Raw genomic sequence first — 19,098 nt, forward strand, 5'->3', positions numbered from 1 at the left:
AGCAGATCAGGACACAGAGGAACACATCATGGCAAATCCGAAACCCCGCGTGAAAGTGCCGAAGAAGGCATCCAAGGGCGAAGTCATCACCATCAAGACTCTCATCAGTCATCCGATGGAATCCGGACAGCGCAAGGACAAGCAGGGCAACCTCGTCCCGCGGCAGATCATCAACACGTTCAAATGCGAATTCGACGGCCAGCTCGTCTTCGAATGCGACATGGACCCGGCCGTCTCGGCGAACCCCTACATGGAATTCAACGCAAAGGTCGAGAACAGCGGCACCTTCAAATTCACCTGGGTGGATGATGACGGCAGCGTCTACGAGACAGAGAAGAAGATCACGGTCGAATAGACCGTGACGTTTGAAGGCCGGGACAATCGGGAGGAGACGATTTGGCCAGATCCTATAGACTTTCTTTAGCAGCAGGCGTCGCGTTGGTGCTGGGTGCGCACAGCGCGGCGATTGCCGGCGGACCGTCGGATGACAAGCTTGTCATCGACGGGGAGATGGAAATCATGACCCGCGTGGCCCCGCCGGAAGGCCACCCGCTCGATGAAGTGATTTCCGGCTGGCACTACCGCACCGAGGAAACACGGGACCTTGAAGCCGACAGCTTCCAGAACCCGGGCATGCTCTACGTGGAACGCGGCGAGGAAATCTGGAACACCGTGGAAGGTGATGCCGGCAAGTCCTGCGCCTCCTGCCACGAGGACGGCGCGGAATTCCTGAAGGGCATCGGTGCCAACTATCCAAAATGGAATGCCGGCGCGGGCAAACCTTTCAACATCGAGCTTCAGATCAACCAGTGCCGCGAGGAGAACATGCAGGCCAAGCCCTACAAGTTCGATGCGGCCGACCAGAAAGCCCTGACGACCTTCATCAAGCATCAGTCGATCGGCATGCCGGTGGAACTCGATCTGACCGAAGGCGACATGAAGTCCTGGTGGGACAAGGGTGAAGAGCTCTACTACACCCGCACCGGTCAGTTGAACCTGTCCTGCGCGACCTGCCACGAAGACTACAACGGCAACTACATCCGTGCCGATCACCTCAGCCAGGGCAACGTCAACGGCTTCCCGACCTACCGGCTGAAGCAAAGCGCCATGGTCTCGCTGCACAACCGTTTTCGTGGCTGCATCCGGGACACACGGGCCGCATTTCCGGCAGCCTTTTCGGACGATCTCATGGCGCTTGAGGTCTATGTGACCTGGCGCGGTTCAGGTCTCGGGGTCGAAACGCCGGCTGTGCGCCAGTAGGCGTCCTCCCAACCCTCCGGCGCAGCGGCTGCCGCCGTACCGGAGGGTCCTGCCGGCATTGAGTGATCGGTTTTCCCGCGTTTGCGCAGGACGGCTGGAAAGCACAATTCATCCGAAGATCCATGGTGCGCGGATTCCCGCGCGCCAACGGAGAAGTCATGCATGCGGCCAGCCATGAACTGGTCCGCGATTTTGGAGGCAAGGAATGTTCTCAAGACGCGAATTCCTGATGGCGGCAACGGCGACGAGCGCGCTGCTTGGGTCAGGGATGGCGGGATCCTGGTCCCGGCTGATGGCGCAACAGGCGCTTTCCGAGGATCTGCTTCTGCAGATGGAACCCAAGGGTAAACTGACCCTGGTTCACATCACCGACATTCATGCCCAGCTCAAGCCTATCTATTTCCGCGAGCCTTCAATCAATCTCGGTATCGGAGACGTGGCCGGAAAACCGCCGCATGTGACCGGCGCGGATTTCCTGAAACTCTACAGCATCGAGCCCGGATCGCCCGATGCCTATGCCCTGACCAGCGAGGATTACGTCGCCCTGGCCCAAGGCTACGGCAAGATGGGCGGCATGGACCGGGTGGCGTCGGTGATCAAGCGTATCCGCGCAGAACGTGGGGATGACAACGTTCTGCTGCTGGACGGCGGCGACACATGGCAGGGCAGCTACACCTCCAACGTCACCGAAGGCCAGGACATGGTCACGGTGATGAATTCGCTTTCTCCCGATGCTATGACCGGCCACTGGGAATTCACCTACGGCACCGACCGGGTCCAGGAACTGATCGATGAGCTGCCCTTCGCGTTTCTGGGGTCCAATATCTACGACGCCGAATGGGACGAACCGGCCTTCGAGCCCTGGAAGATGTTCGAGCGGGGCGGCTCCAAGGTGGCCGTCATCGGCCAGGCCTTCCCCTATACACCGATTGCCAATCCGCGCTGGATGATCCCCGGCTGGTCCTTCGGGATCCGCGAGGAGGACATCGCCAAACATGTCGGGGAGGCGCAGGACGAAGGCGCGGACCTGATCGTGCTGCTCTCTCACAACGGCTTCGACGTGGATCGCAAGCTGGCGTCCCGCGTCAACGGCATCGATGTCATCCTCACCGGGCACACGCACGATGCCCTGCCAGAACCGGTTATCGTCAACGACACGCTGGTGATCGCGTCGGGCTCCAACGGCAAATTCGTTTCTCGGCTGGATCTGGATATCCAGGACGGCAAGCTCAGCGGATATGCCTACCGTCTCATTCCGGTGTTCTCCGACATCATCACGCCGGACGCCGACATGGCCTCGCTGATTGACGAAGTTCGCGCGCCCTATGAAGGCGAGCTGTCCCGGGTGCTCGGCAAGACAGACAGCCTTCTTTACAGGCGCGGCAACTTCAACGGCACGTTCGACGACCTGATCTGCCAGGCGCTTCTGGAAGAACGCGACGCAGAAATCGCGCTGTCGCCCGGCTTCCGCTGGGGCACCAGCCTGCTTCCGGGACAGGACATCACTTTCGAGGACCTGCACAACGCCTGTGCCATGACCTATCCGGCGGCTTATCGCTCGGCAATGAGCGGGCAGGTGCTGAAGGACATCCTGGAAGATGTCGGTGACAACCTGTTCAACAAGGATCCCTATTACCAGCAGGGCGGCGATATGGTCCGTGTTGGCGGCATGGGCTACACGATCGACCCCGGCAAGGAGATCGGCGAGCGCATCTCCGGCATGACGCTTCTGGCGACCGGCGAAGCCATCGATCCCGCCAGGGATTACGTCGTCGCGGGATGGGCCTCCGTCAATGAAGGCACCGAAGGTCCGCCGATCTGGGACGTCGTCGAAAACCACATCACCAAAAACCCTGTCGTCAAGCTGCCGGACAACCAGTCCGTGACGCTTGCCGGCTGATGTCTTGACCAAGAGGACCAGTCATGAGTGACAAGACCGTTTCTCAATCGCCGAACCTGTCCCGCCGGGCGCTTCTCAAAGCCGGTCTTGCCACCGGCGTTGCGGCAGGCGCGGTGGGAGCAGCGCGTGCGGATGGAGATCCGCTGATAACCGAAATTCAGGACTGGAACCGGTATCTCGGAGAAGGTGTGCAGTCGCGTCCCTACGGCACGCCCTCGGAGTTCGAGAGCCATGTGGTGCGCCGCGACGTCGAATGGCTGACCGCATCGACGGAGAGTTCCGTGAACTTCACGCCGCTTCACGAGCTGGACGGCATCATCACGCCGAATGGATTGTGCTTCGAACGCCACCACGGCGGCATCGCGGAGATCAATCCGGCGGACCATCGGCTGATGATCAATGGTCTGGTCGACACGCCTCTGGTGTTCACCATGGAGGACCTGAAGCGGTTTCCGCGCGAGAACCGGGTGTATTTCCTGGAATGCGCCGCCAATTCGGGCATGGAATGGCGCGGATCGCAGCTCAACGGCTGCCAGTACACCCACGGCATGATCCATAGCGTGATGTACACCGGCGTGCCTCTGAAGCTGATCCTGGAAGAGGCCGGTATCAAGACCAATGCCAAATGGGTGATGCCGGAAGGGGCCGATGCCTCCGCCATGACGCGGTCGATCCCGATGGAAAAAGCCCTGGACGATTGCCTGGTCGCCTTCAAGATGAACGGCGAGGCTCTGCGACCGGAACAGGGATATCCCTTGCGCCTCGTCGTGCCCGGCTGGGAAGGCAACATGTGGATCAAGTGGCTGCGCCGCATCGAGGTCGGCGACGAGCCATGGCATCAGCGCGAGGAAACGTCCAAATACACGGATCTTCTGGAAAGCGGGAAAGCCCGCCGCTTCACCTGGGTCATGGACGCCAAGTCGGTCGTCACCAACCCGAGTCCGCAGGCGCCCGTCACGCACGGCAAGGGGCCGCTGGTGATTTCCGGCGTCGCCTGGTCAGGCAACGGCCGCATCACCCGTGTCGATGTGTCCATAGATGGCGGACGCAACTGGAAGACGGCCCGGCTGGACGGCCCCAGCCTGCCCAAGGCCATGCACCGCTTCTATCTCGACATCGACTGGGACGGTTCGGATCTTCTGCTCCAGTCCCGCGCGATGGATGAAAACGGCTATTTCCAGCCAACCAAGAATGAATTGCGCGCCGCGCGCGGCGAAAACTCGATCTATCACAACAACGGTATCCAGACCTGGCATGTCAAAGCAGACGGGACGGTGGAAAATGTCGAAGTTTCTTAAAGCTCTCAGCCTTGGCTTTTCCCTGGCGGCCCTGCCGGTTTTCACTGGCGCGGCCCTGGCCGGCGACCCCGACAAGGGCGCGAAGGTCTTCAAGAAATGCGCGGCCTGCCATGCAGTCGGCGAAAACGCCAAGAACAAGGTCGGTCCGCAACTGAACGAGGTGTTCGGACGCACCGCAGGGGCCCTTGAAGGCTACAAATATTCCAAGGCGATGATCAAGGCCGGCGAGGAAGGGCTTGTGTGGGACGATGCCACCATGACCACCTATCTGGAAAAGCCCAAGGCCATGATCAAGGGCACGAAGATGGCCTTTGCCGGCCTGCGCAAGCAGGAAGACCTGGAGAATGTGATCGCCTATCTGGCAACCTTCTCCAGCGCCGCTCCGTCGGCAGAAGACGCGCAGAGCGCGGCGGAACCGGAAACGCCTGAAGCCGAAGTCGAGACTGCGGCGGCCGATGCCACGACTCCGGCTCCTGCTCCGGTTTCTGCCCCGGTTTCTGCGACGCGTGAAGGTGGTGCCCTCGGGCTCGGCCGGGTGGCGACGGAGGATGAAGTCGCCGCGTGGGACATCGATATACGCCCGGACGGTGAAGGCCTGCCCGCGGGATCGGGAACGGTTGCCGACGGCGAAGGGCTTTATTCGGATAATTGCGCGGTCTGCCACGGCGACTTCGGAGAAGGCGTTGGCCGCTGGCCGGTTCTGGCCGGAGGTCAGGATACCTTGACCGAAGAGCGTCCGGAAAAAACGATCGGCTCCTACTGGCCCTATCTTTCCACCGTCTACGATTATGTGCGGCGGGCAATGCCCTACGGCAATGCGCGTTCAATGTCCGACGACGACATCTATGCCATCACCGCCTATCTTCTCTATCTGAACGACATCGTCGAGGATGAGGATTTCGAGCTCTCGAACGAGAACTTCGCGGAAATCCATCTTCCGAATGAAGACAACTTCATCGCCGATGACCGTTCGGAGGAAACCCATTACACCGACAAGAACGAGCCCTGTATGAGCAATTGCAAGGACAGTCCCGTCGAGATCACCATGCGGTCGCGTATTCTGGACGTGACGCCGGGATCCGTCGACGACGACAATGCCGCCGGAATGGGAGGCGTTGACTGACATCGTTTGCAATACAGCCCCGAACTGACGACGGGGCGGCTGCAAGGAGGCGCGGCCGGCCCACCTCCGCGCAGGGCAAAAGACCGGGCCGGGAGGTCCCGACATGACCGGATCCGAACGCATCAAAACGCCGCAAGGCATTTTTCTCGGAGCCGCCGCGCTGCTACGAGGCGGGTGGGCGCTGCTCGCGGCCGGCTGTGCCCTGCTGCCTCTACCCGCGGCGGCCTCCGGGAAGGGTGATCCGGCCAGGGGAGAGACCCTGTTCAAGGCCTGCAAATCCTGCCATCAGGTCGGAGCGAATGCCCGTAACGGTGTCGGCCCGCATCTGGACGGATTGTTCGGCCGTCAGGCGGGCGTGCTTGAAGGCTTCAAATACTCAAGCGCAATGAAGACGCTCGGTGAAGAAGGCCTTCTCTGGAACGCATTCACCCTGGACGCATATCTGGAAAAACCGCGCGCCTATGTTCCCGGAACGCGCATGTCCTATCTCGGCATGCGCAAGATCCAGGACCGGACGGACGTCATCGCCTATCTGAAGGCGCTGTCGCAGGAAGCCCCGGCGAGCGATCCTCAGGCGGATACACAGACACGCGCGGAAATCGGCGCCGCGGCGATGGGGCTGGAGGGTGATCCGGAATATGGCGAATATCTTTCCAGCGAATGTGTCACCTGCCATCAAATGTCCGGCCGGGCGGACGGGATTCCGTCGATCGTCGGCTGGCCGAGCCAGGCCTTCATCCGGGTGCTGTTCGAATACAAGACAAACATCCGCAGCCATCAGGTCATGCAGAACATGACGACAAATCTCGGTAACGAGGAAATCGCAGCACTCGCGGCTTACTTTGGGTCACTCGATCCACAGTAGCGACACTTCGGAAAGACCCGCCGCCCGCTGCACATCTGGGGAGGAAGAAAATGCCTAATATCTCACGCCGGACATTCGGACTGATGATGGGGGCCGGTGCCTCTACACTTGCGATGCCGTATTACGCCCGGGCGCAGGGCAAACCCAGGGCCGTCGTGATCGGCGGCGGGGCGGGCGGAGCGACAGCCGCGCGCTACATGGCCAAGGACGCCGGGGAAGACCTTGACGTCACGCTGATCGAGGCAAACCCGCAATACATCACCTGCTTTTTTTCCAACCTGTATCTAGGCGGTTACCGCAGTCTCGCCTCCATCACCCACGGCTATGACAAGCTTGCTTCCAACTATGGCATCACTGTTGTCAACGCATTTGCCGATACGGTCGACCGCGAGGCCAGGGAAGTCGTGATGGCCGACGGCGCAAGGGTTCCTTACGACCGGCTGATCGTGGCGCCCGGAATCGATCTGATCTACGACAGCGTTCCCGGCTATTCCGAAGAGGCTGCCGGGATCATGCCACATGCCTGGAAAGCCGGACCGCAGACGAAACTCCTGAAATCCAGGCTGGATGCGATCGAAAACGGCCAGCAGGTGGTGATGGTTGCCCCGCCAAACCCCTACCGCTGCCCTCCGGGACCATACGAGCGCGTTTCCATGATGGCTCACCTGTTCAAGGAAAAGGGCTATGACGACTGCAAGATCGTGATCATCGACCCGAAGCCGAAGTTCTCCAAGCAGGGATTGTTCACCGAAGGCTGGGAAAAATACTACCCGGGCATGATCGAGTGGTACGGTCCCGACGTTCATGGCGGCATCGCCAGCGTCGATCCGCAGACCGGCGAAGTGGAAACGGATCTCGATACCTTCAAGGGAGATCTGGTGAATGTCATCCCTGCCCAGAAGGCCGGCATGATCGCCGCCAGCGCCGGACTGGCAAACGACAGCGGGTTCTGCCCGATCGATCCCGCTTCCATGCGTTCGCAAATAGACGAGAACATCTTCGTCATCGGCGATGCGTCGATTGCCGGTGACATGCCGAAATCCGGATTTTCTGCGAACAGCCAGGCAAAGGTCGCGGCCATGGCCATCCGGGGAGAACTCACCGGATCGAAGGTCTTCCCGGCAAAATATTCGAACACCTGCTGGAGCCTGATCGAAACCAATGACGGCGTGAAGGTCGGCGCCCAATACGCCCCTGCCGCCGACAAGATCGCCTCAACCAGCAGCTTCATCAGCCAGACAGGAGAAGACGACGCCCTGCGGCAGGCGACCTATGAGGAATCGGTCGGCTGGTACAAGGGCATCACCACCGATATTTTCGGGGCATAAGAGACGTAAGTCTGCTGCGGTCGTGGTTTCCGGCCGCAGCATTCGCTGTTTCCGGGCCAGCTTTAAAGATGCCTCGACTTGCAGGACGGTCCGCTTCGGTGCTTGCGATCAAACATGGGTACGGTATCCGCGTTCCTCGCGAGATCAGTCGTCAGCCGATGCACCGGATATCGCGCCAAGCCTTTCCCGATATCGGACTGGCGGGACCCCCATGGCTTTTCGAAACTCCCGGCGAAAAGTTTCCGCGGACCCGAACCCGCATGCCTCCCAGACATCCGCCAACGGTACGTGACCGGTCTCAAGCAACTCCGCCGCGCGGGACACCCGCTCGACCTTGAGCCAGCTCAACGGAGTGGTGCCGGCTTCCTCGTGAAAACGGCGCGCCAGGGTGCGCGTGCTGGTTCCTGCGGAGCTGGCCATGCGCTCGACCGGCCAATTTTCGTCAATCGACGCCCTGATCCGGTCCTGCAAGGCCGCCAGTCCGGAGCCGACGCGGGCCCTTGGCTCCGGACGCGGCACAAATTGGCGTTGGCCGCCGTCTCGCTGCGCGGGCAAGACCAGCCGCCGGGCAACGCTGGCAGCCACCTGCGCTCCAAAGTCCTGACGGATTATGTGCAATCCCAAGTCCAGCCCGGCTGCCGAACCTGCGGAGGTGAAGACCCCGCCGCTTTCGACGAAGAGAACATCGGGATCGACGGTTACCGCAGGATATCGCTCCGCAAGCTTTTGCGTATAGCGCCAATGGGTTGTCGCGGCTTTGCCATCCAGCAACCCTGCTGCGGCCAGAACAAACACGCCCGAACAGATCGAGGCGATGCGTGCTCCCCGGTCATGGGCGGCGCGCAGAGCCGCACAAAGCGTGCCGGGCACGGGTATATCCGCGCCGCGCCAGCCGGGGACGATGATCAGGCTCGCCTCCTGCAGCAGGTCAAGATTGTCTTCCGCATCCAGCGTGATGCCGCCCAAGGCACGAATGGGTCCGGGCTCCGCCTTTACGGTGGCAAAACGATACCATTGATCAAACTCGGGGCGCGGCAGGGCGAAAAGCTCGACCGCTATGCCGAATTCGAATGTGCACAGACCGTCGTAAGCAATTGCGCAGACCAAGGGGGACTTGCCTGGAGGGATGGCAAAATTCGTCGCATTGGCAGAATCTGACTGCAGGTTGTCCATTCCGCCAGTATCGCGATTTTTCCAATGGTGGCAAGCATAAGCCATCACCACAAAGGGAGACGTGATCGTGACAAGACCAACCGAACTTTTCGACGCCATCGAAACCTATTTCGACGCGATCCATGACTGCGACACTGAAAAACTGAATGCTGTGTTCCATCCCCGGTCGAGCCTGTTTGATGCGGACAACGGCACGGTATTCGTTGAACCGATTGACAGTTTCAGCCGCGATGTCGGCAGCCGCGTGTCACCCGCCAGCAAGGAGCAGGCGAAAGAGGCAGAGGTTTTGCTGATCGACTATCTGTCCCCCGTCAGCGCGACGGTCAAAATCCGTATTCGCGCCCATCAAAACGTCTTTGTCGACCATCTCGGTTTTGTGAAGGGCGAGGACGGCTGGCAGATCGTCTCGAAGATCTGGCATCTGGAAAGCGTCATTGAAGACGCGGCCAGCCAAAGCACCGCGTGAGGCCTTATTGGATTTCTGCATCAGGATGCAAGGATACATCCGCAGGAAAGATGCGGCAGGCAGCCCATCCGGAAGTCCCACGCCGAGAACCGGCGGAGGATTGCAGCAGCCGACTGTTTCAGCACTATGAGTTCCCTGATCTCGGCAAGTCCATGATGTTGTCCTCGACCCAGGACGCCAATGCCTTGACGTGCACCGCGACGCCCTGACCGTGTGGTGTGAGGCGGTATTCGACGTGCGGGGGGACCACATTGAGCGACTCGCGATGAACAAAGCCGTCGTTCTCCAGCGTCTTCAGCGTTTGAGACAACATCTTTTCGCTGACGTCCCCGATAATACGGCGCAGCTCGCTGAACCTCAGGGTCTGTTGCTGAAGGGCAATCAGCACAAGAACACCCCAGCGGCTTGTAACGTGATTGAGCACGATGCGGGATGGACACATTTTATCCAGCACATCCGGTGCAATATTTTTTTCGCTGTTTATGGCGGTTTCTCCATACTAACTAATTTGTACGTACTTTCCTTTTGTTAGTTAGCCGTTATTAGAGGCCCAATCAATGGAATTATGGAGATCAACATGAAGCATACCGTCAAAGCCGCCCTTCTCTGCCTCGCTGTTGGCGCAGCGCCCGCTGCGGCCTTCGCGGAAACGGCCAAGGACGTGGTGTCTAAAGCCGTGACCGAGATTTTCGTAAACGGCGACACAGATGCCATCGATACGTATTTTGCGGAGGACTACATCCAGCATAACCCGCGCATTCAGTCGGGCCGTGCAGTAATCAAGGAGCTGTTCAGTCATGCGCCTGCCAATTTCAAGTATGAACCGGGCATGATCATTGGCGACGGTGACCTGGTCGCGGTCCATGCGCGCATTACCGGGTTTGGCCCCAAGACACTGGTCGGTGTCGACATTTTCCGCGTTGAAAATGGCCTGATCGCCGAGCACTGGGATGTTCTGCAGGAAGAAGTCCTCGAAACCGCATCCGGCGAACCGATGTTCACACCGATGCAATAACCCGTTCGGGGCGGCACAAGGGCATCATCACCGAGTTTTACAGCGCCCGGTCCCTCCCGCGGTCGTCACCGGCGGCCGCGGGACATTCCCTTCAGAGCGTGTCCCGCTGAGTTGAATTCAGGAAATCACTCCCCCTCATGAATCCGCTTAAACGCGACAGGCGCTAAAATCCTTCAAGGACGATCTTGCCCCTGGCCTTGCCGCTTTCAAGCAATGCATGAGCGCGTTTGAGGTTTTCAGCGTTGATGCTGCCGTAGGTCTCGGTGGCGGTCGAACGGATCGTTCCCGTATCGATCAGACCGGTCACTTCATCCAGAATTCCGCCCTGACGGGCGATGTCCGCCGTCGTGAACAATGACCGGGTGAACATCAGTTCCCAGTGAATGGAAACGGCCTTGCCCTTGAACGGCATGATGTCGAAGGACTTCGGGTCGTCGATCAGGCCAAAGCGCCCCTGCGGCGCGATGAACTCGGCGATCTGCGGCACGTAGCTGTCCGAATGGTTGGTCGAGAACACGAAGGCCGGCGCGCCGATTCCCAGAGCCGCGATCTGTTCCGGCAGCGGCCTGGAATGGTCTATGACGTGATGCGCGCCAAGCTCCTTCACCCACTCCTGCGTCTCGGGACGGGAGGCGGTCGCTATGACGGTCAGATCGGTCTGCGCGCGCAGGAGCTGGATCGCGATGGACCCAACTCCACCCGCACCACCGATAATGACGATGGCATTGGCCGCGCCGGGCACCGGGTCGGAAACGCGCAGGCGGTCAATGATCATTTCCTGCGCGGTCAGCGTCGTCAGCGGCAGCGCGGCGGCGGAAGTCGCCGGAATGGATTTCGGCGCGTGACCGACGATACGCTCGTCCACGAGATGGAACTCGGCGTTTGTGCCGGGGCGGTTGATCGCACCGGCATACCAGACCGTGTCACCCACCTTGAACCGGCTCACCGCATCGCCGATTTCGGCAACCTCACCGACAGCATCCCAGCCAAGGATCACCGGCGCGTCCCCCTCCGCCGCGCGGCTGGCGCGGATCTTGGTATCAACGGGGTTCACGGAAACGGCCGAGATCCTGACGAGAATATCATGGCCGCCGGCGGCGGGCCTGTCCATCTCCAGATCCAGCAAGGAATCTTCGCGGGCGATGGGCCCAGGCGCGGTGTAACCTACGGCTTTCATTGATTTTATCCTTTTTATGTTGTCAACCCCGGCCGTTTCTCCGGCAGCAAGGCAAACTTGCCTGTTGTCAGCAGATCTGCGTCATTTCGTTGAGAGTGAAGTCGGCAACAGCCCCCTCTGTGGCGGCCATATATGCCGCCAGGTGCGGTGCGGTCATGTGCTCCTGCCAGAGTTCACGGCTTTCCCAGTTTTCGTAAAACATGAAATGCGCCGGATCTTCGTTGTCCTGATGCAGGTCGTAGTTGATGCAGCCCTTCTCGGCGCGGGTGATCGGGATCAGCTTGAGAAGCTCGGCTTTCACCAGTTCAACCTGGTCAGGCCTGGCATGAATGTTGGCGACGATGGTGAGGTTCGGCATTGACGCATTCCTTCGAGCGACCGGTTCGTTTGGCGGGATATACAGGCGAGACTTTTCCGGATAAATAGCCTTTACTCGAAATAATAATCCGGAATTACCGTATAATGTTGATCGACAACATTCGCCTGTTTCTGATCATCGCCGAAAAGGGCAGCCTTGTCGCTGCCGGGCGGGAGGCCGGCCTGTCCGCAACGACTGTGTCCGAGCGGCTTGCCGCCCTTGAGGCACACTACGGTGTCGTTTTTTTCAACCGGACGACACGCTCCCTGAGCCTGACGGATGAAGGCCGCACCCTGCTCAGCGGGGCCAGGGCCGTTCTGGGCGAACTGGAGGACCTCGACACGCGCATCCGCTACGGTGCGGAGACCTTGTCCGGACCGATCAGAATCAGTGCGCCGGTCGATCTTGGCCGCAGCTTCGTCTCCAAGGTGATTTCAGCCTTCACAAAGCAGCATCCCGCCATCTCGATTGAGCTGTCCCTGTCAGACGGATACATCGATATCGTCAGTCAGGGGTTCGACCTTGCCTTGCGATTCGGCACGATCACGGACAGCACACTGCGGATCCGGAACCTGGGGCACTTCCGCCGGATCGTCTGTGCGGCGCCGTCCTACATCCATGCTCGTGGCACGCCGCAACAACCCGAGGATCTGGCGCAGCACAATTGCCTCGTCATGCGGTTCGGCACGACCCTGGACAACGTCTGGCGCTTTGGCTCGGGGAAAAAGACCCGGACCGTCACCGTGCGCGGCAACAAGACCGTGAATGACGGCTCGCTGGTGCGGCAATGGGCCGTGGACGGCCACGGGATCATTCTGAAATCGGAGCTCGACGTGGCACCTGACCTGACATCCGGAAAACTTGTTGCCCTGCTCGAAGAATACGCGGCTCCGGCCAATCCTCTGCAGATGATGTTCCCGCCCGGGCGCGCCCAGCCGAGGCGTATCCGCGCGCTGGCCGAGGTAATAAGCACCGCAATGACCGAGATCGGGAACTGATACCAGAACACCGCGAACGATCCGTTTGCCGACAGCGTTGCGAGCCGGGCGCAGATCCGCTACGCGCCTCCAACCTGCTTCAATCGCTTGTCGATCTTTGAACCTGTGCGTGAGCGTTCATAGCTGCCGGAACGTTCCGGCGTGGTTCGTGAGGGTTCTCCCCGGACAAAATTACTTGACCGGACGGATCTTCGGTCCGGCTTCCAGCACGAGCGGGTCGAACCGGTCGCCAGCCTGGGTCAGCATGTCGAAAAGCTGGGCGCGCATGCGCGGTTCCCAGAACTTGCTGATATGATCCGCGACACCGGCCACGGCCTCCTCATGCGGCCTGTTGCGGAAAAAGCCTGCGATCTGGTTGGCCATGTAGGTCAGCTTCTCAGGCGACATCTTGCAGGGTTCTCCCGATGATCCTGTGCGGATGGGTAAAGAGTTCGAAGCTGTCGCCGCGTGCGCAGGCGACAAGCGTGATGTTGGCGCTGTTGGCCTCGGAGACGGCAAGCGCCGTCGGGGCGGAGACCGCGATGATAATCCCGCAACCCGCGGCTGCCGTTTTCTGGATCAGTTCGATCGACAACCGGCTGCTCATGACGACGGCGCCACCGGAGGCAGGTGTGCCGGACAGGCTCATCGACCCGATCAGCTTGTCCAAGGCGTTGTGCCGCCCGACATCCTCACGGATCGCCGTCAGGCCTTTTTCGGGATGAAACCAGCCCGCGGCATGAACCGAGCGGGTCTGCTGGTTGAGCGCCTGAGCCTTGCCCATGGCACGCACCGCGTCGCCCACGTCTTCCGCTTTGAGCCGTGTTTCGGCGCTGACAGGACGGATCTCGCGCATGGCCACGTCGAGGCTCTCGATGCCACACAGCCCGCAGCCGACCGGCCCTGCGATGGAACGCCGCCTCTCCCGCAGTCTTTCCGTCGCATCCGTGGCAAGCCGGACCTGAACGTCGATGCCCTTGTCGACTTCGACAATGGCGATATCCTCGATCTCGTCCGGCACCGCTGCGATATCTTCGGAAAGGGAAAATCCGGCCGCCAGATCCTCAAGGTCCGAAGGAGTAGCCATCAGGACGGCATGGGTCGAGCCGTTGTAGCTGATCGCAACCGGCACTTCTTCGGCGAGCTTCAGCGCGGACGGCGAGAAAAGACCATCCCGGTAGGATGCAGCTGAGGACGTGCTGTGCGTCTTCATCGTTATTCCGCAGCCTCGATTCTGCGCGCCCGCACCGAGAATTCCTCGTATTGCTCCTGCCAGTCGGTCGGTCCGTTGGAGGGCGATACCTGAACGGCGGTCACCTTGTATTCCGGGCAGTTGGTCGCCCAGTCGGAATAATCGGTGGTGATGACATTGGCCTGGGTGGTCGGATGGTGGAACGTCGTATAGACGACACCCGGCGACACCCGGTCGGTAAGACTGGCCCTGAGACTCGTTTCGCCCGACCGGCTGACCAACTTGACCCAGTCGCCTTCCTTGACACCCCGGGTTTCGGCATCGTGCGGATGGATTTCCAGAATGTCCTCGTCGTGCCAGACGACGTTTTCCGTCCGCCGCGTCTGGGCGCCGACATTGTACTGACTCAGGATCCGGCCGGTGGTGAGCAGCAGCGGGAAGCGCGGTCCGGTCTTTTCGTCGGTGGCGATATAATCGGTGCGGATGAACCTGCCCTTGCCGCGCACGAACCCGTCCACGTGCATGACCGGCGATCCGACCGGCGTGCTCTCGTTGCACGGCCACTGGACGGACCCTTTTTCCTCCAGCAGCTGATAGCTTACATTTGCGAAGCTGGGCGTGGTCGCGGCGATTTCGTCCATGATCTGGGACGGATGTGTGTAACTCCAGCCACCGCCCATGGCATTGGCGAGGAGCTGCGTGACCTCCCAGTCCGCATAGCCGTTTTTCGGTGCCATCACCTTGCGCACCCGGTTGATGCGGCGCTCCGCGTTGGTGAAAGTGCCGTCCTTTTCCAGGAAGGTCGACCCTGGCAGGAAGACATGGGCGTAGTGCGAGGTCTCGTTCAGGAAGAGGTCATGCACGATGACGCAGTCCATCGCCGCCAGACCGGCGGAAACATGTTTCGTGTCCGGGTCCGACTGCAGGATGTCCTCGCCCTGGCAGTAAAGCCCCTTGAATGTGCCTTCCACAGCCGCATCCAGCATGTTGGGAATGCGCAGGCCCGGCTCGTCGGAAATGCTGACGCCCCAGACCTCTTCGAAGACATCGCGCACGTCGGCATTGTTGACATGACGATAGCCCGGCAGTTCGTGCGGAAAGGAGCCCATGTCGCAAGAGCCCTGGACATTGTTCTGGCCGCGCAGCGGGTTCACGCCAACGCCCGGCCGGCCGATGTTGCCGGTGAGCATCGCCAGATTGGCGATGCCGATCACCGTGGTGGAGCCCTGACTGTGTTCTGTCACGCCGAGGCCGTAGTAGATGGCCCCGTTGCCGCCCCGTGCATAGAGCCGGGCCGCCGCGCGCAGTTCCGCCGCCGGCACTCCGGTCAGGGCTTCAACCGTCTCCGGAGCATGGGCGACATCCGCGACGAATTCGGCATATTCCTGGAACTCGTCCCAATCGCAACGTGTGCGGATGAACTCCTCGTCGAACAGGCCTTCGGTCACGATCACATGGGCAAGCGCCGTGACGACAGCGACATTCGTACCCGGCCTGAGGGCCAGATGATGGGCGGCGCTGACATGCGGAGTGCGCACAAGATCGATCCGGCGCGGATCGACGACGATCAGCTTCGCGCCCTGGCGCAGGCGTTTTTTCAGGCGGGAGGCAAAGACCGGGTGGCCGTCGGTCGGGTTGGCGCCGATCACAAGAACCACGTCGGCCTGCTCGACACTGTCGAAATCCTGTGTGCCGGCGGAAGTGCCGAAGGTCTGGCCGAGGCCGTATCCTGTGGGAGAATGACAGACCCGGGCGCAGGTATCGGTGTTGTTGTTGAGGAAGACGGCCCGCGTCAGCTTCTGGACCAGATAGGTTTCCTCGTTGGTGCAGCGGGACGACGTGATGACGCCGATGGACTCCTTGCCGTGCTCGTACTGGATCGCCCGCAATCTGTTGGCCGCAAAGCTCAGGGCTTCGTCCCAGGAGACTTCCTTCCACGGATCGGTGATCCTTTCGCGGATCATCGGATTCAGGATCCGGTCCTTGTGAGAGGCGTAGCCATAGGCGAAACGCCCCTTGACGCAGGAGTGGCCGTGATTGGCCTTGCCGTCCTTGTAGGGCACCATCCGGACCAGTTCCTGACCGCGCATTTCCGCCTTGAAGGAACAGCCGACACCGCAATAGGCGCAAGTGGTGACCACCGAGTGTTCGGGCTGGCCGATCTCGATCACCGATTTTTCCTGCAGGGTCGCGGTCGGACAGGCCTGGACGCAGGCGCCGCAGGAGACGCATTCGGAGTTCAGGAAGCTTTCATGCATGCCCGGGGAGACCCGCGACCCGAATCCGCGGCCCTCGATGGTCAGTGCGAATGTGCCCTGCACTTCCTCGCAGGCGCGCACGCAGCGGGAGCAGACGATGCATTTCGACGGGTCGTAGGTGAAATAGGGATTGCTTTCGTCCTTCGGCATGAAGCGGGCATTCACCTCGCCACCGCCATCGCGCTGTTTCACATGGTTGCCGCCGTCGTAGCCGTAGCGCACATCGCGCAGGCCAACCGCGCCCGCCATGTCCTGCAGCTCGCAATCGCCGTTGGCGGCGCAGGTCAGGCAGTCGAGCGGGTGATCGGAAATGTAGAGTTCCATGACGCCGCGGCGGATATCCTTCAGCCGGCCGGTCTGGGTCTGGACCACCATGCCGCTCTCGGCGGGCGTGGTGCAGGAGGACGGTGTTCCCCGCCGGCCTTCGATCTCCACCAGACACAAGCGGCAGGAGCCGAAGGCGTCGACCATATCGGTCGCGCAGAGTTTCGGAATCTGGATGCCGGTCTCCATGGCGGCCCGCATCACGGATGTGCCTTCGGGTACCGTCACCTCGAAGCCGTCGATGGACAGCGTGACCGTGTTCTCCGACTCTGAAGCCGGTGTGCCGTAGTCTGTTTCCTTGATCAGGGACATGTCGCTACTCCGCCGCCTCAGCCAGAGGCTTCAGGGTGTCGGTTTTGGGGGTGAAGTCCTGCGGAAAATGAGTCAGCGCGCTCATGACCGGATAGGGCGTGAAGCCGCCGAGCGCGCAGAGTGAACCCAGTTTCATCGTGTTGCAGAGATCCTTGAGAAGATCGATCTGTTCTTCCGGCCTGTCGCCATCCGCGATCCTGTCGACGACCTCGACACCCCTGACCGCGCCGATGCGGCAGGGTGTGCACTTGCCACAGCTCTCGACCGCACAGAACTCCATGGCGAATCGCGCCTGGCTGAGCATGTCGGCGGTATCGTCGAAGACGACAACGCCCGCATGGCCGATGAGGCCGTCCTGCGCGGCGAAAGCCTCATAGTCGAAGGGTGTATCGAACAGCTCCGGGGGGAAATAGGCTCCGAGCGGCCCGCCAACCTGCACCGCCTTGACGGGACGTCCGCTCAAGGTACCGCCGCCGATATCATTGACGAGTTCACCCAGCGTGATGCCGAAGGCAACCTCGTAAAGTCCGCCGTGCCGGATATTTCCGGCAAGCTGGATCGGCATGGTGCCGCGCGAGCGGCCGGTGCCGAAGTCCTTGTAAAACGCCGCGCCCTTGTCGAGGATCACCGGAACGGAGGCCAGCGACAGAACGTTGTTGACCACGGTTGGACGGCCGAACAGGCCTTCAAGCGCCGGAAGCGGCGGTTTTGCGCGCACGACACCGCGCTTGCCTTCCAGGCTGTTGAGGAGCGAGGTCTCTTCGCCGCAGACATAAGCACCCGCGCCGACGCGCACTTCCATGTCGAAGGCATAATCCGAACCAAGAACGGATTGACCGAGAATTCCGGCCTTGCGGGCGATACCGATCGCCGCCTGCATGGTTTCGATGGCGTGCGGATATTCGGAGCGCGTGTAGAGGTATCCCTTGGTGGCGCCGCTCGCGATGCCGGCGATGGTCATGCCTTCGATCAGCACGAGCGGATCGCCTTCCATGATCATGCGATCGGCAAATGTGCCGCTGTCGCCCTCATCGGCGTTGCAGACGATGTATTTGCGCGCTCCCGGCGCGTTCAGCACGGTGTTCCACTTGATGCCTGTGGGGAATCCCGCACCGCCGCGCCCGCGCAAACCGCTGTCCGTGACCTGCTGCACAATTTCGGCAGGCTGCATGGCGAGGGCGTTCCGCAACCCGGTCAACCCGCCGTTACTGGTGTAGTCGTCGAGGGACAGGGGATCCGTGTGTCCGCACCGCGCGAAAGTGAGCCGAGTCTGGTTTTTCAGAAACGGGATCTCTTCAGTCTCGCCATGAAACAGCGGATGGGCGCCACCCTCCAGAAATCCGGCGTCGAACAGTCCGGGGATATCGGCTGGCCTGACAGGACCATAGGCGACGCGGCGATCCCCAAAGCGCACCTCGACCAGCGGCTCAAGCCAATGCAGGCCGCGCGAGCCGTTGCGGACCAGTTCCGCCGCAATCCCGCGGGCGGAGAGTTCCGAAGCAATGGTTTCGGCGACGCGGTTCGCCCCGACCGCTATTGCCGCAGCATCGCGCGGGACGTAAATCACCGGCGTCATCGGCCTGCCTCCAGCACGATATCGGCGAGCGCCGCCTCATCCAGGCGGCCATGAAGTTCATCGTCGAACATGGCTGCCGGCGCGCAGGAGCACAGGCCGAGGCAATAGACCGGCTCCAGCGTGATCCTGCCGTCGGGCGTGGTCTCATGCCAGTCGATCCCGAGAGCCTTGCGCACGCCTTCCGCCAGGGCCTCGCCGCCAACGGACTGACAGGCTTCGGCTCGGCAGATTCTCAGAACATGCCTGCCTGCCGGCTCCTGCCGGAAGTCGTGGTAGAAACTCATGACACCATGTACTTCGGCGCGGCTGAGGTTCAGCTTGTCGGCAATGACGCGCAACGCGGCGTCGGGCACACATCCGAAATCCCTCTGGACGTCATGCAATATGGGCAGAAGCGGACCTTCGTCCTGCAAATGTCCGTCGGCGATGGCGGCCGTCCGGTTCGCAACATCCATTTCCGGCACTTGCAATTCCATGCCGTCTCTCCCTCGCTCGC

At 61.1% G+C, this 19,098-nt stretch carries 19 protein-coding genes; 10 read left to right on the forward strand and 9 right to left on the reverse strand.

Features of this window, described 5'->3' with window-relative positions; translation table 11 throughout:
• The first annotated feature begins 28 nt into the window (after positions 1 to 28).
• From soxZ to OA90_RS18775, 7 genes are all read left to right on the forward strand, one after another.
• Positions 29 to 355: a thiosulfate oxidation carrier complex protein SoxZ gene (gene soxZ, locus OA90_RS18745; RefSeq protein WP_068415616.1), complete on the forward strand. Its 327-nt coding sequence runs from the start codon at positions 29 to 31 to the stop codon at positions 353 to 355.
• 83 nt (positions 356 to 438) lie between these two features.
• Positions 439 to 1,260, forward strand: a complete 822-nt coding sequence (soxA, locus tag OA90_RS18750; protein ID WP_068415618.1) for a sulfur oxidation c-type cytochrome SoxA — start codon at positions 439 to 441, stop codon at positions 1,258 to 1,260.
• A 205-nt stretch (positions 1,261 to 1,465) separates the two neighbouring features.
• The gene (soxB, locus tag OA90_RS18755) at positions 1,466 to 3,160 is read left to right on the forward strand and encodes a thiosulfohydrolase SoxB (protein ID WP_068415620.1); all 1,695 of its coding nucleotides are present in this window, start codon (positions 1,466 to 1,468) and stop codon (positions 3,158 to 3,160) included.
• 23 nt (positions 3,161 to 3,183) lie between these two features.
• A complete protein-coding gene (soxC, locus tag OA90_RS18760; protein WP_068415623.1) occupies positions 3,184 to 4,458 on the forward strand; it encodes a sulfite dehydrogenase in 1,275 nt (424 codons plus the stop codon).
• Positions 4,442 to 5,581 (forward strand): c-type cytochrome, encoded by a 1,140-nt coding sequence (locus OA90_RS18765; protein WP_068415626.1) that lies wholly within the window; start codon positions 4,442 to 4,444, stop codon positions 5,579 to 5,581. Before soxC ends, OA90_RS18765 begins: the two co-directional genes overlap by 17 nt.
• Positions 5,582 to 5,684: 103 nt before the next feature.
• The gene (locus OA90_RS18770; protein ID WP_068415631.1) at positions 5,685 to 6,446 is read left to right on the forward strand and encodes a c-type cytochrome; all 762 of its coding nucleotides are present in this window, start codon (positions 5,685 to 5,687) and stop codon (positions 6,444 to 6,446) included.
• 50 nt (positions 6,447 to 6,496) lie between these two features.
• Positions 6,497 to 7,774, forward strand: a complete 1,278-nt coding sequence (locus OA90_RS18775) for an NAD(P)/FAD-dependent oxidoreductase (RefSeq protein ID WP_068415634.1) — start codon at positions 6,497 to 6,499, stop codon at positions 7,772 to 7,774.
• A gap of 144 nt (positions 7,775 to 7,918) precedes the next feature.
• Here the strand turns inward: OA90_RS18775 and ftrA are convergent, their stop codons facing one another.
• Positions 7,919 to 8,881 carry a transcriptional regulator FtrA gene (gene ftrA / locus OA90_RS18780; protein WP_244274673.1) on the reverse strand — a complete coding sequence of 321 codons (963 nt, stop codon included), beginning with the start codon at positions 8,879 to 8,881 and terminating at the stop codon, positions 7,919 to 7,921.
• Positions 8,882 to 9,014: 133 nt separating this feature from the next.
• Between ftrA and OA90_RS18785 the strand changes: the two genes are divergently transcribed.
• On the forward strand, positions 9,015 to 9,413 hold the full coding sequence (locus OA90_RS18785; protein WP_068415829.1) for a nuclear transport factor 2 family protein: 399 nt from the start codon (positions 9,015 to 9,017) through the stop codon (positions 9,411 to 9,413).
• A 124-nt stretch (positions 9,414 to 9,537) separates the two neighbouring features.
• Here the strand turns inward: OA90_RS18785 and OA90_RS18790 are convergent, their stop codons facing one another.
• Positions 9,538 to 9,855: a helix-turn-helix domain-containing protein gene (locus OA90_RS18790; protein ID WP_068415638.1), complete on the reverse strand. Its 318-nt coding sequence runs from the start codon at positions 9,853 to 9,855 to the stop codon at positions 9,538 to 9,540.
• Positions 9,856 to 9,990: 135 nt separating this feature from the next.
• On the opposite strand from OA90_RS18790, the gene OA90_RS18795 reads away from it, so the two are divergent.
• Positions 9,991 to 10,428, forward strand: coding sequence for a nuclear transport factor 2 family protein (locus OA90_RS18795; RefSeq protein WP_199823766.1), 438 nt, complete (start codon positions 9,991 to 9,993; stop codon positions 10,426 to 10,428).
• 163 nt (positions 10,429 to 10,591) lie between these two features.
• Here the strand turns inward: OA90_RS18795 and OA90_RS18800 are convergent, their stop codons facing one another.
• Together OA90_RS18800 and OA90_RS18805 are read right to left on the reverse strand one after the other, a co-directional pair.
• On the reverse strand, positions 10,592 to 11,605 hold the full coding sequence (locus OA90_RS18800) for a zinc-binding alcohol dehydrogenase family protein (RefSeq protein WP_068415640.1): 1,014 nt from the start codon (positions 11,603 to 11,605) through the stop codon (positions 10,592 to 10,594).
• Positions 11,606 to 11,672: 67 nt separating this feature from the next.
• The gene (locus OA90_RS18805) at positions 11,673 to 11,963 is read right to left on the reverse strand and encodes a putative quinol monooxygenase (protein WP_068415643.1); all 291 of its coding nucleotides are present in this window, start codon (positions 11,961 to 11,963) and stop codon (positions 11,673 to 11,675) included.
• A 104-nt stretch (positions 11,964 to 12,067) separates the two neighbouring features.
• On the opposite strand from OA90_RS18805, the gene OA90_RS18810 reads away from it, so the two are divergent.
• A complete protein-coding gene (locus OA90_RS18810; protein WP_068415646.1) occupies positions 12,068 to 12,961 on the forward strand; it encodes a LysR family transcriptional regulator in 894 nt (297 codons plus the stop codon).
• 171 nt (positions 12,962 to 13,132) lie between these two features.
• Here OA90_RS18810 and OA90_RS18815 read toward each other — a convergent pair whose 3' ends face one another.
• From OA90_RS18815 to OA90_RS18835, 5 genes are read right to left on the reverse strand one after another with little or no spacing between them, the layout of a single operon-like run.
• The gene (locus OA90_RS18815; protein WP_068415651.1) at positions 13,133 to 13,348 is read right to left on the reverse strand and encodes a formate dehydrogenase subunit delta; all 216 of its coding nucleotides are present in this window, start codon (positions 13,346 to 13,348) and stop codon (positions 13,133 to 13,135) included.
• Positions 13,338 to 14,153, reverse strand: coding sequence for a formate dehydrogenase accessory sulfurtransferase FdhD (fdhD, locus tag OA90_RS18820; protein WP_068415654.1), 816 nt, complete (start codon positions 14,151 to 14,153; stop codon positions 13,338 to 13,340). Before fdhD ends, OA90_RS18815 begins: the two co-directional genes overlap by 11 nt.
• A gap of 2 nt (positions 14,154 to 14,155) precedes the next feature.
• Complete coding sequence (gene fdhF / locus OA90_RS18825; RefSeq protein ID WP_068415658.1) at positions 14,156 to 17,026, reverse strand: formate dehydrogenase subunit alpha; 2,871 nt, start codon at positions 17,024 to 17,026, stop codon at positions 14,156 to 14,158.
• Positions 17,027 to 17,030: 4 nt separating this feature from the next.
• Entirely contained in the window at positions 17,031 to 18,602 is a 1,572-nt protein-coding gene (locus OA90_RS18830) for an NADH-quinone oxidoreductase subunit NuoF (RefSeq protein WP_068415661.1), read from the reverse strand.
• Complete coding sequence (locus OA90_RS18835) at positions 18,599 to 19,078, reverse strand: formate dehydrogenase subunit gamma (RefSeq protein ID WP_068415663.1); 480 nt, start codon at positions 19,076 to 19,078, stop codon at positions 18,599 to 18,601. Before OA90_RS18835 ends, OA90_RS18830 begins: the two co-directional genes overlap by 4 nt.
• Positions 19,079 to 19,098 lie beyond the last annotated feature (20 nt).

Source organism: Labrenzia sp. OB1 (genome assembly GCF_001624695.1).
Lineage (GTDB): Bacteria > Pseudomonadota > Alphaproteobacteria > Rhizobiales > Stappiaceae > Roseibium.

What these genes read in the sequence shown, in the direction of transcription:
- fdhF (WP_068415658.1), bottom strand. Translation starts at nt 17,026, where the DNA reads ATGTCCCTGATCAAGGAAACAGACTACGGCACACCGGCTTCAGAGTCG.
- OA90_RS18810 (WP_068415646.1), top strand. Translation starts at nt 12,068, where the DNA reads ATGTTGATCGACAACATTCGCCTGTTTCTGATCATCGCCGAAAAGGGC.
- soxC (WP_068415623.1), top strand. Translation starts at nt 3,184, where the DNA reads ATGAGTGACAAGACCGTTTCTCAATCGCCGAACCTGTCCCGCCGGGCG.
- fdhD (WP_068415654.1), bottom strand. Translation starts at nt 14,153, where the DNA reads ATGAAGACGCACAGCACGTCCTCAGCTGCATCCTACCGGGATGGTCTT.
- OA90_RS18835 (WP_068415663.1), bottom strand. Translation starts at nt 19,078, where the DNA reads ATGGAATTGCAAGTGCCGGAAATGGATGTTGCGAACCGGACGGCCGCC.
- OA90_RS18775 (WP_068415634.1), top strand. Translation starts at nt 6,497, where the DNA reads ATGCCTAATATCTCACGCCGGACATTCGGACTGATGATGGGGGCCGGT.
- OA90_RS18765 (WP_068415626.1), top strand. Translation starts at nt 4,442, where the DNA reads ATGTCGAAGTTTCTTAAAGCTCTCAGCCTTGGCTTTTCCCTGGCGGCC.
- OA90_RS18815 (WP_068415651.1), bottom strand. Translation starts at nt 13,348, where the DNA reads ATGTCGCCTGAGAAGCTGACCTACATGGCCAACCAGATCGCAGGCTTT.
- OA90_RS18795 (WP_199823766.1), top strand. Translation starts at nt 9,991, where the DNA reads ATGAAGCATACCGTCAAAGCCGCCCTTCTCTGCCTCGCTGTTGGCGCA.
- soxZ (WP_068415616.1), top strand. Translation starts at nt 29, where the DNA reads ATGGCAAATCCGAAACCCCGCGTGAAAGTGCCGAAGAAGGCATCCAAG.
- soxB (WP_068415620.1), top strand. Translation starts at nt 1,466, where the DNA reads ATGTTCTCAAGACGCGAATTCCTGATGGCGGCAACGGCGACGAGCGCG.
- OA90_RS18790 (WP_068415638.1), bottom strand. Translation starts at nt 9,855, where the DNA reads ATGTGTCCATCCCGCATCGTGCTCAATCACGTTACAAGCCGCTGGGGT.
- OA90_RS18830 (WP_068415661.1), bottom strand. Translation starts at nt 18,602, where the DNA reads ATGACGCCGGTGATTTACGTCCCGCGCGATGCTGCGGCAATAGCGGTC.
- OA90_RS18805 (WP_068415643.1), bottom strand. Translation starts at nt 11,963, where the DNA reads ATGCCGAACCTCACCATCGTCGCCAACATTCATGCCAGGCCTGACCAG.
- OA90_RS18800 (WP_068415640.1), bottom strand. Translation starts at nt 11,605, where the DNA reads ATGAAAGCCGTAGGTTACACCGCGCCTGGGCCCATCGCCCGCGAAGAT.
- OA90_RS18770 (WP_068415631.1), top strand. Translation starts at nt 5,685, where the DNA reads ATGACCGGATCCGAACGCATCAAAACGCCGCAAGGCATTTTTCTCGGA.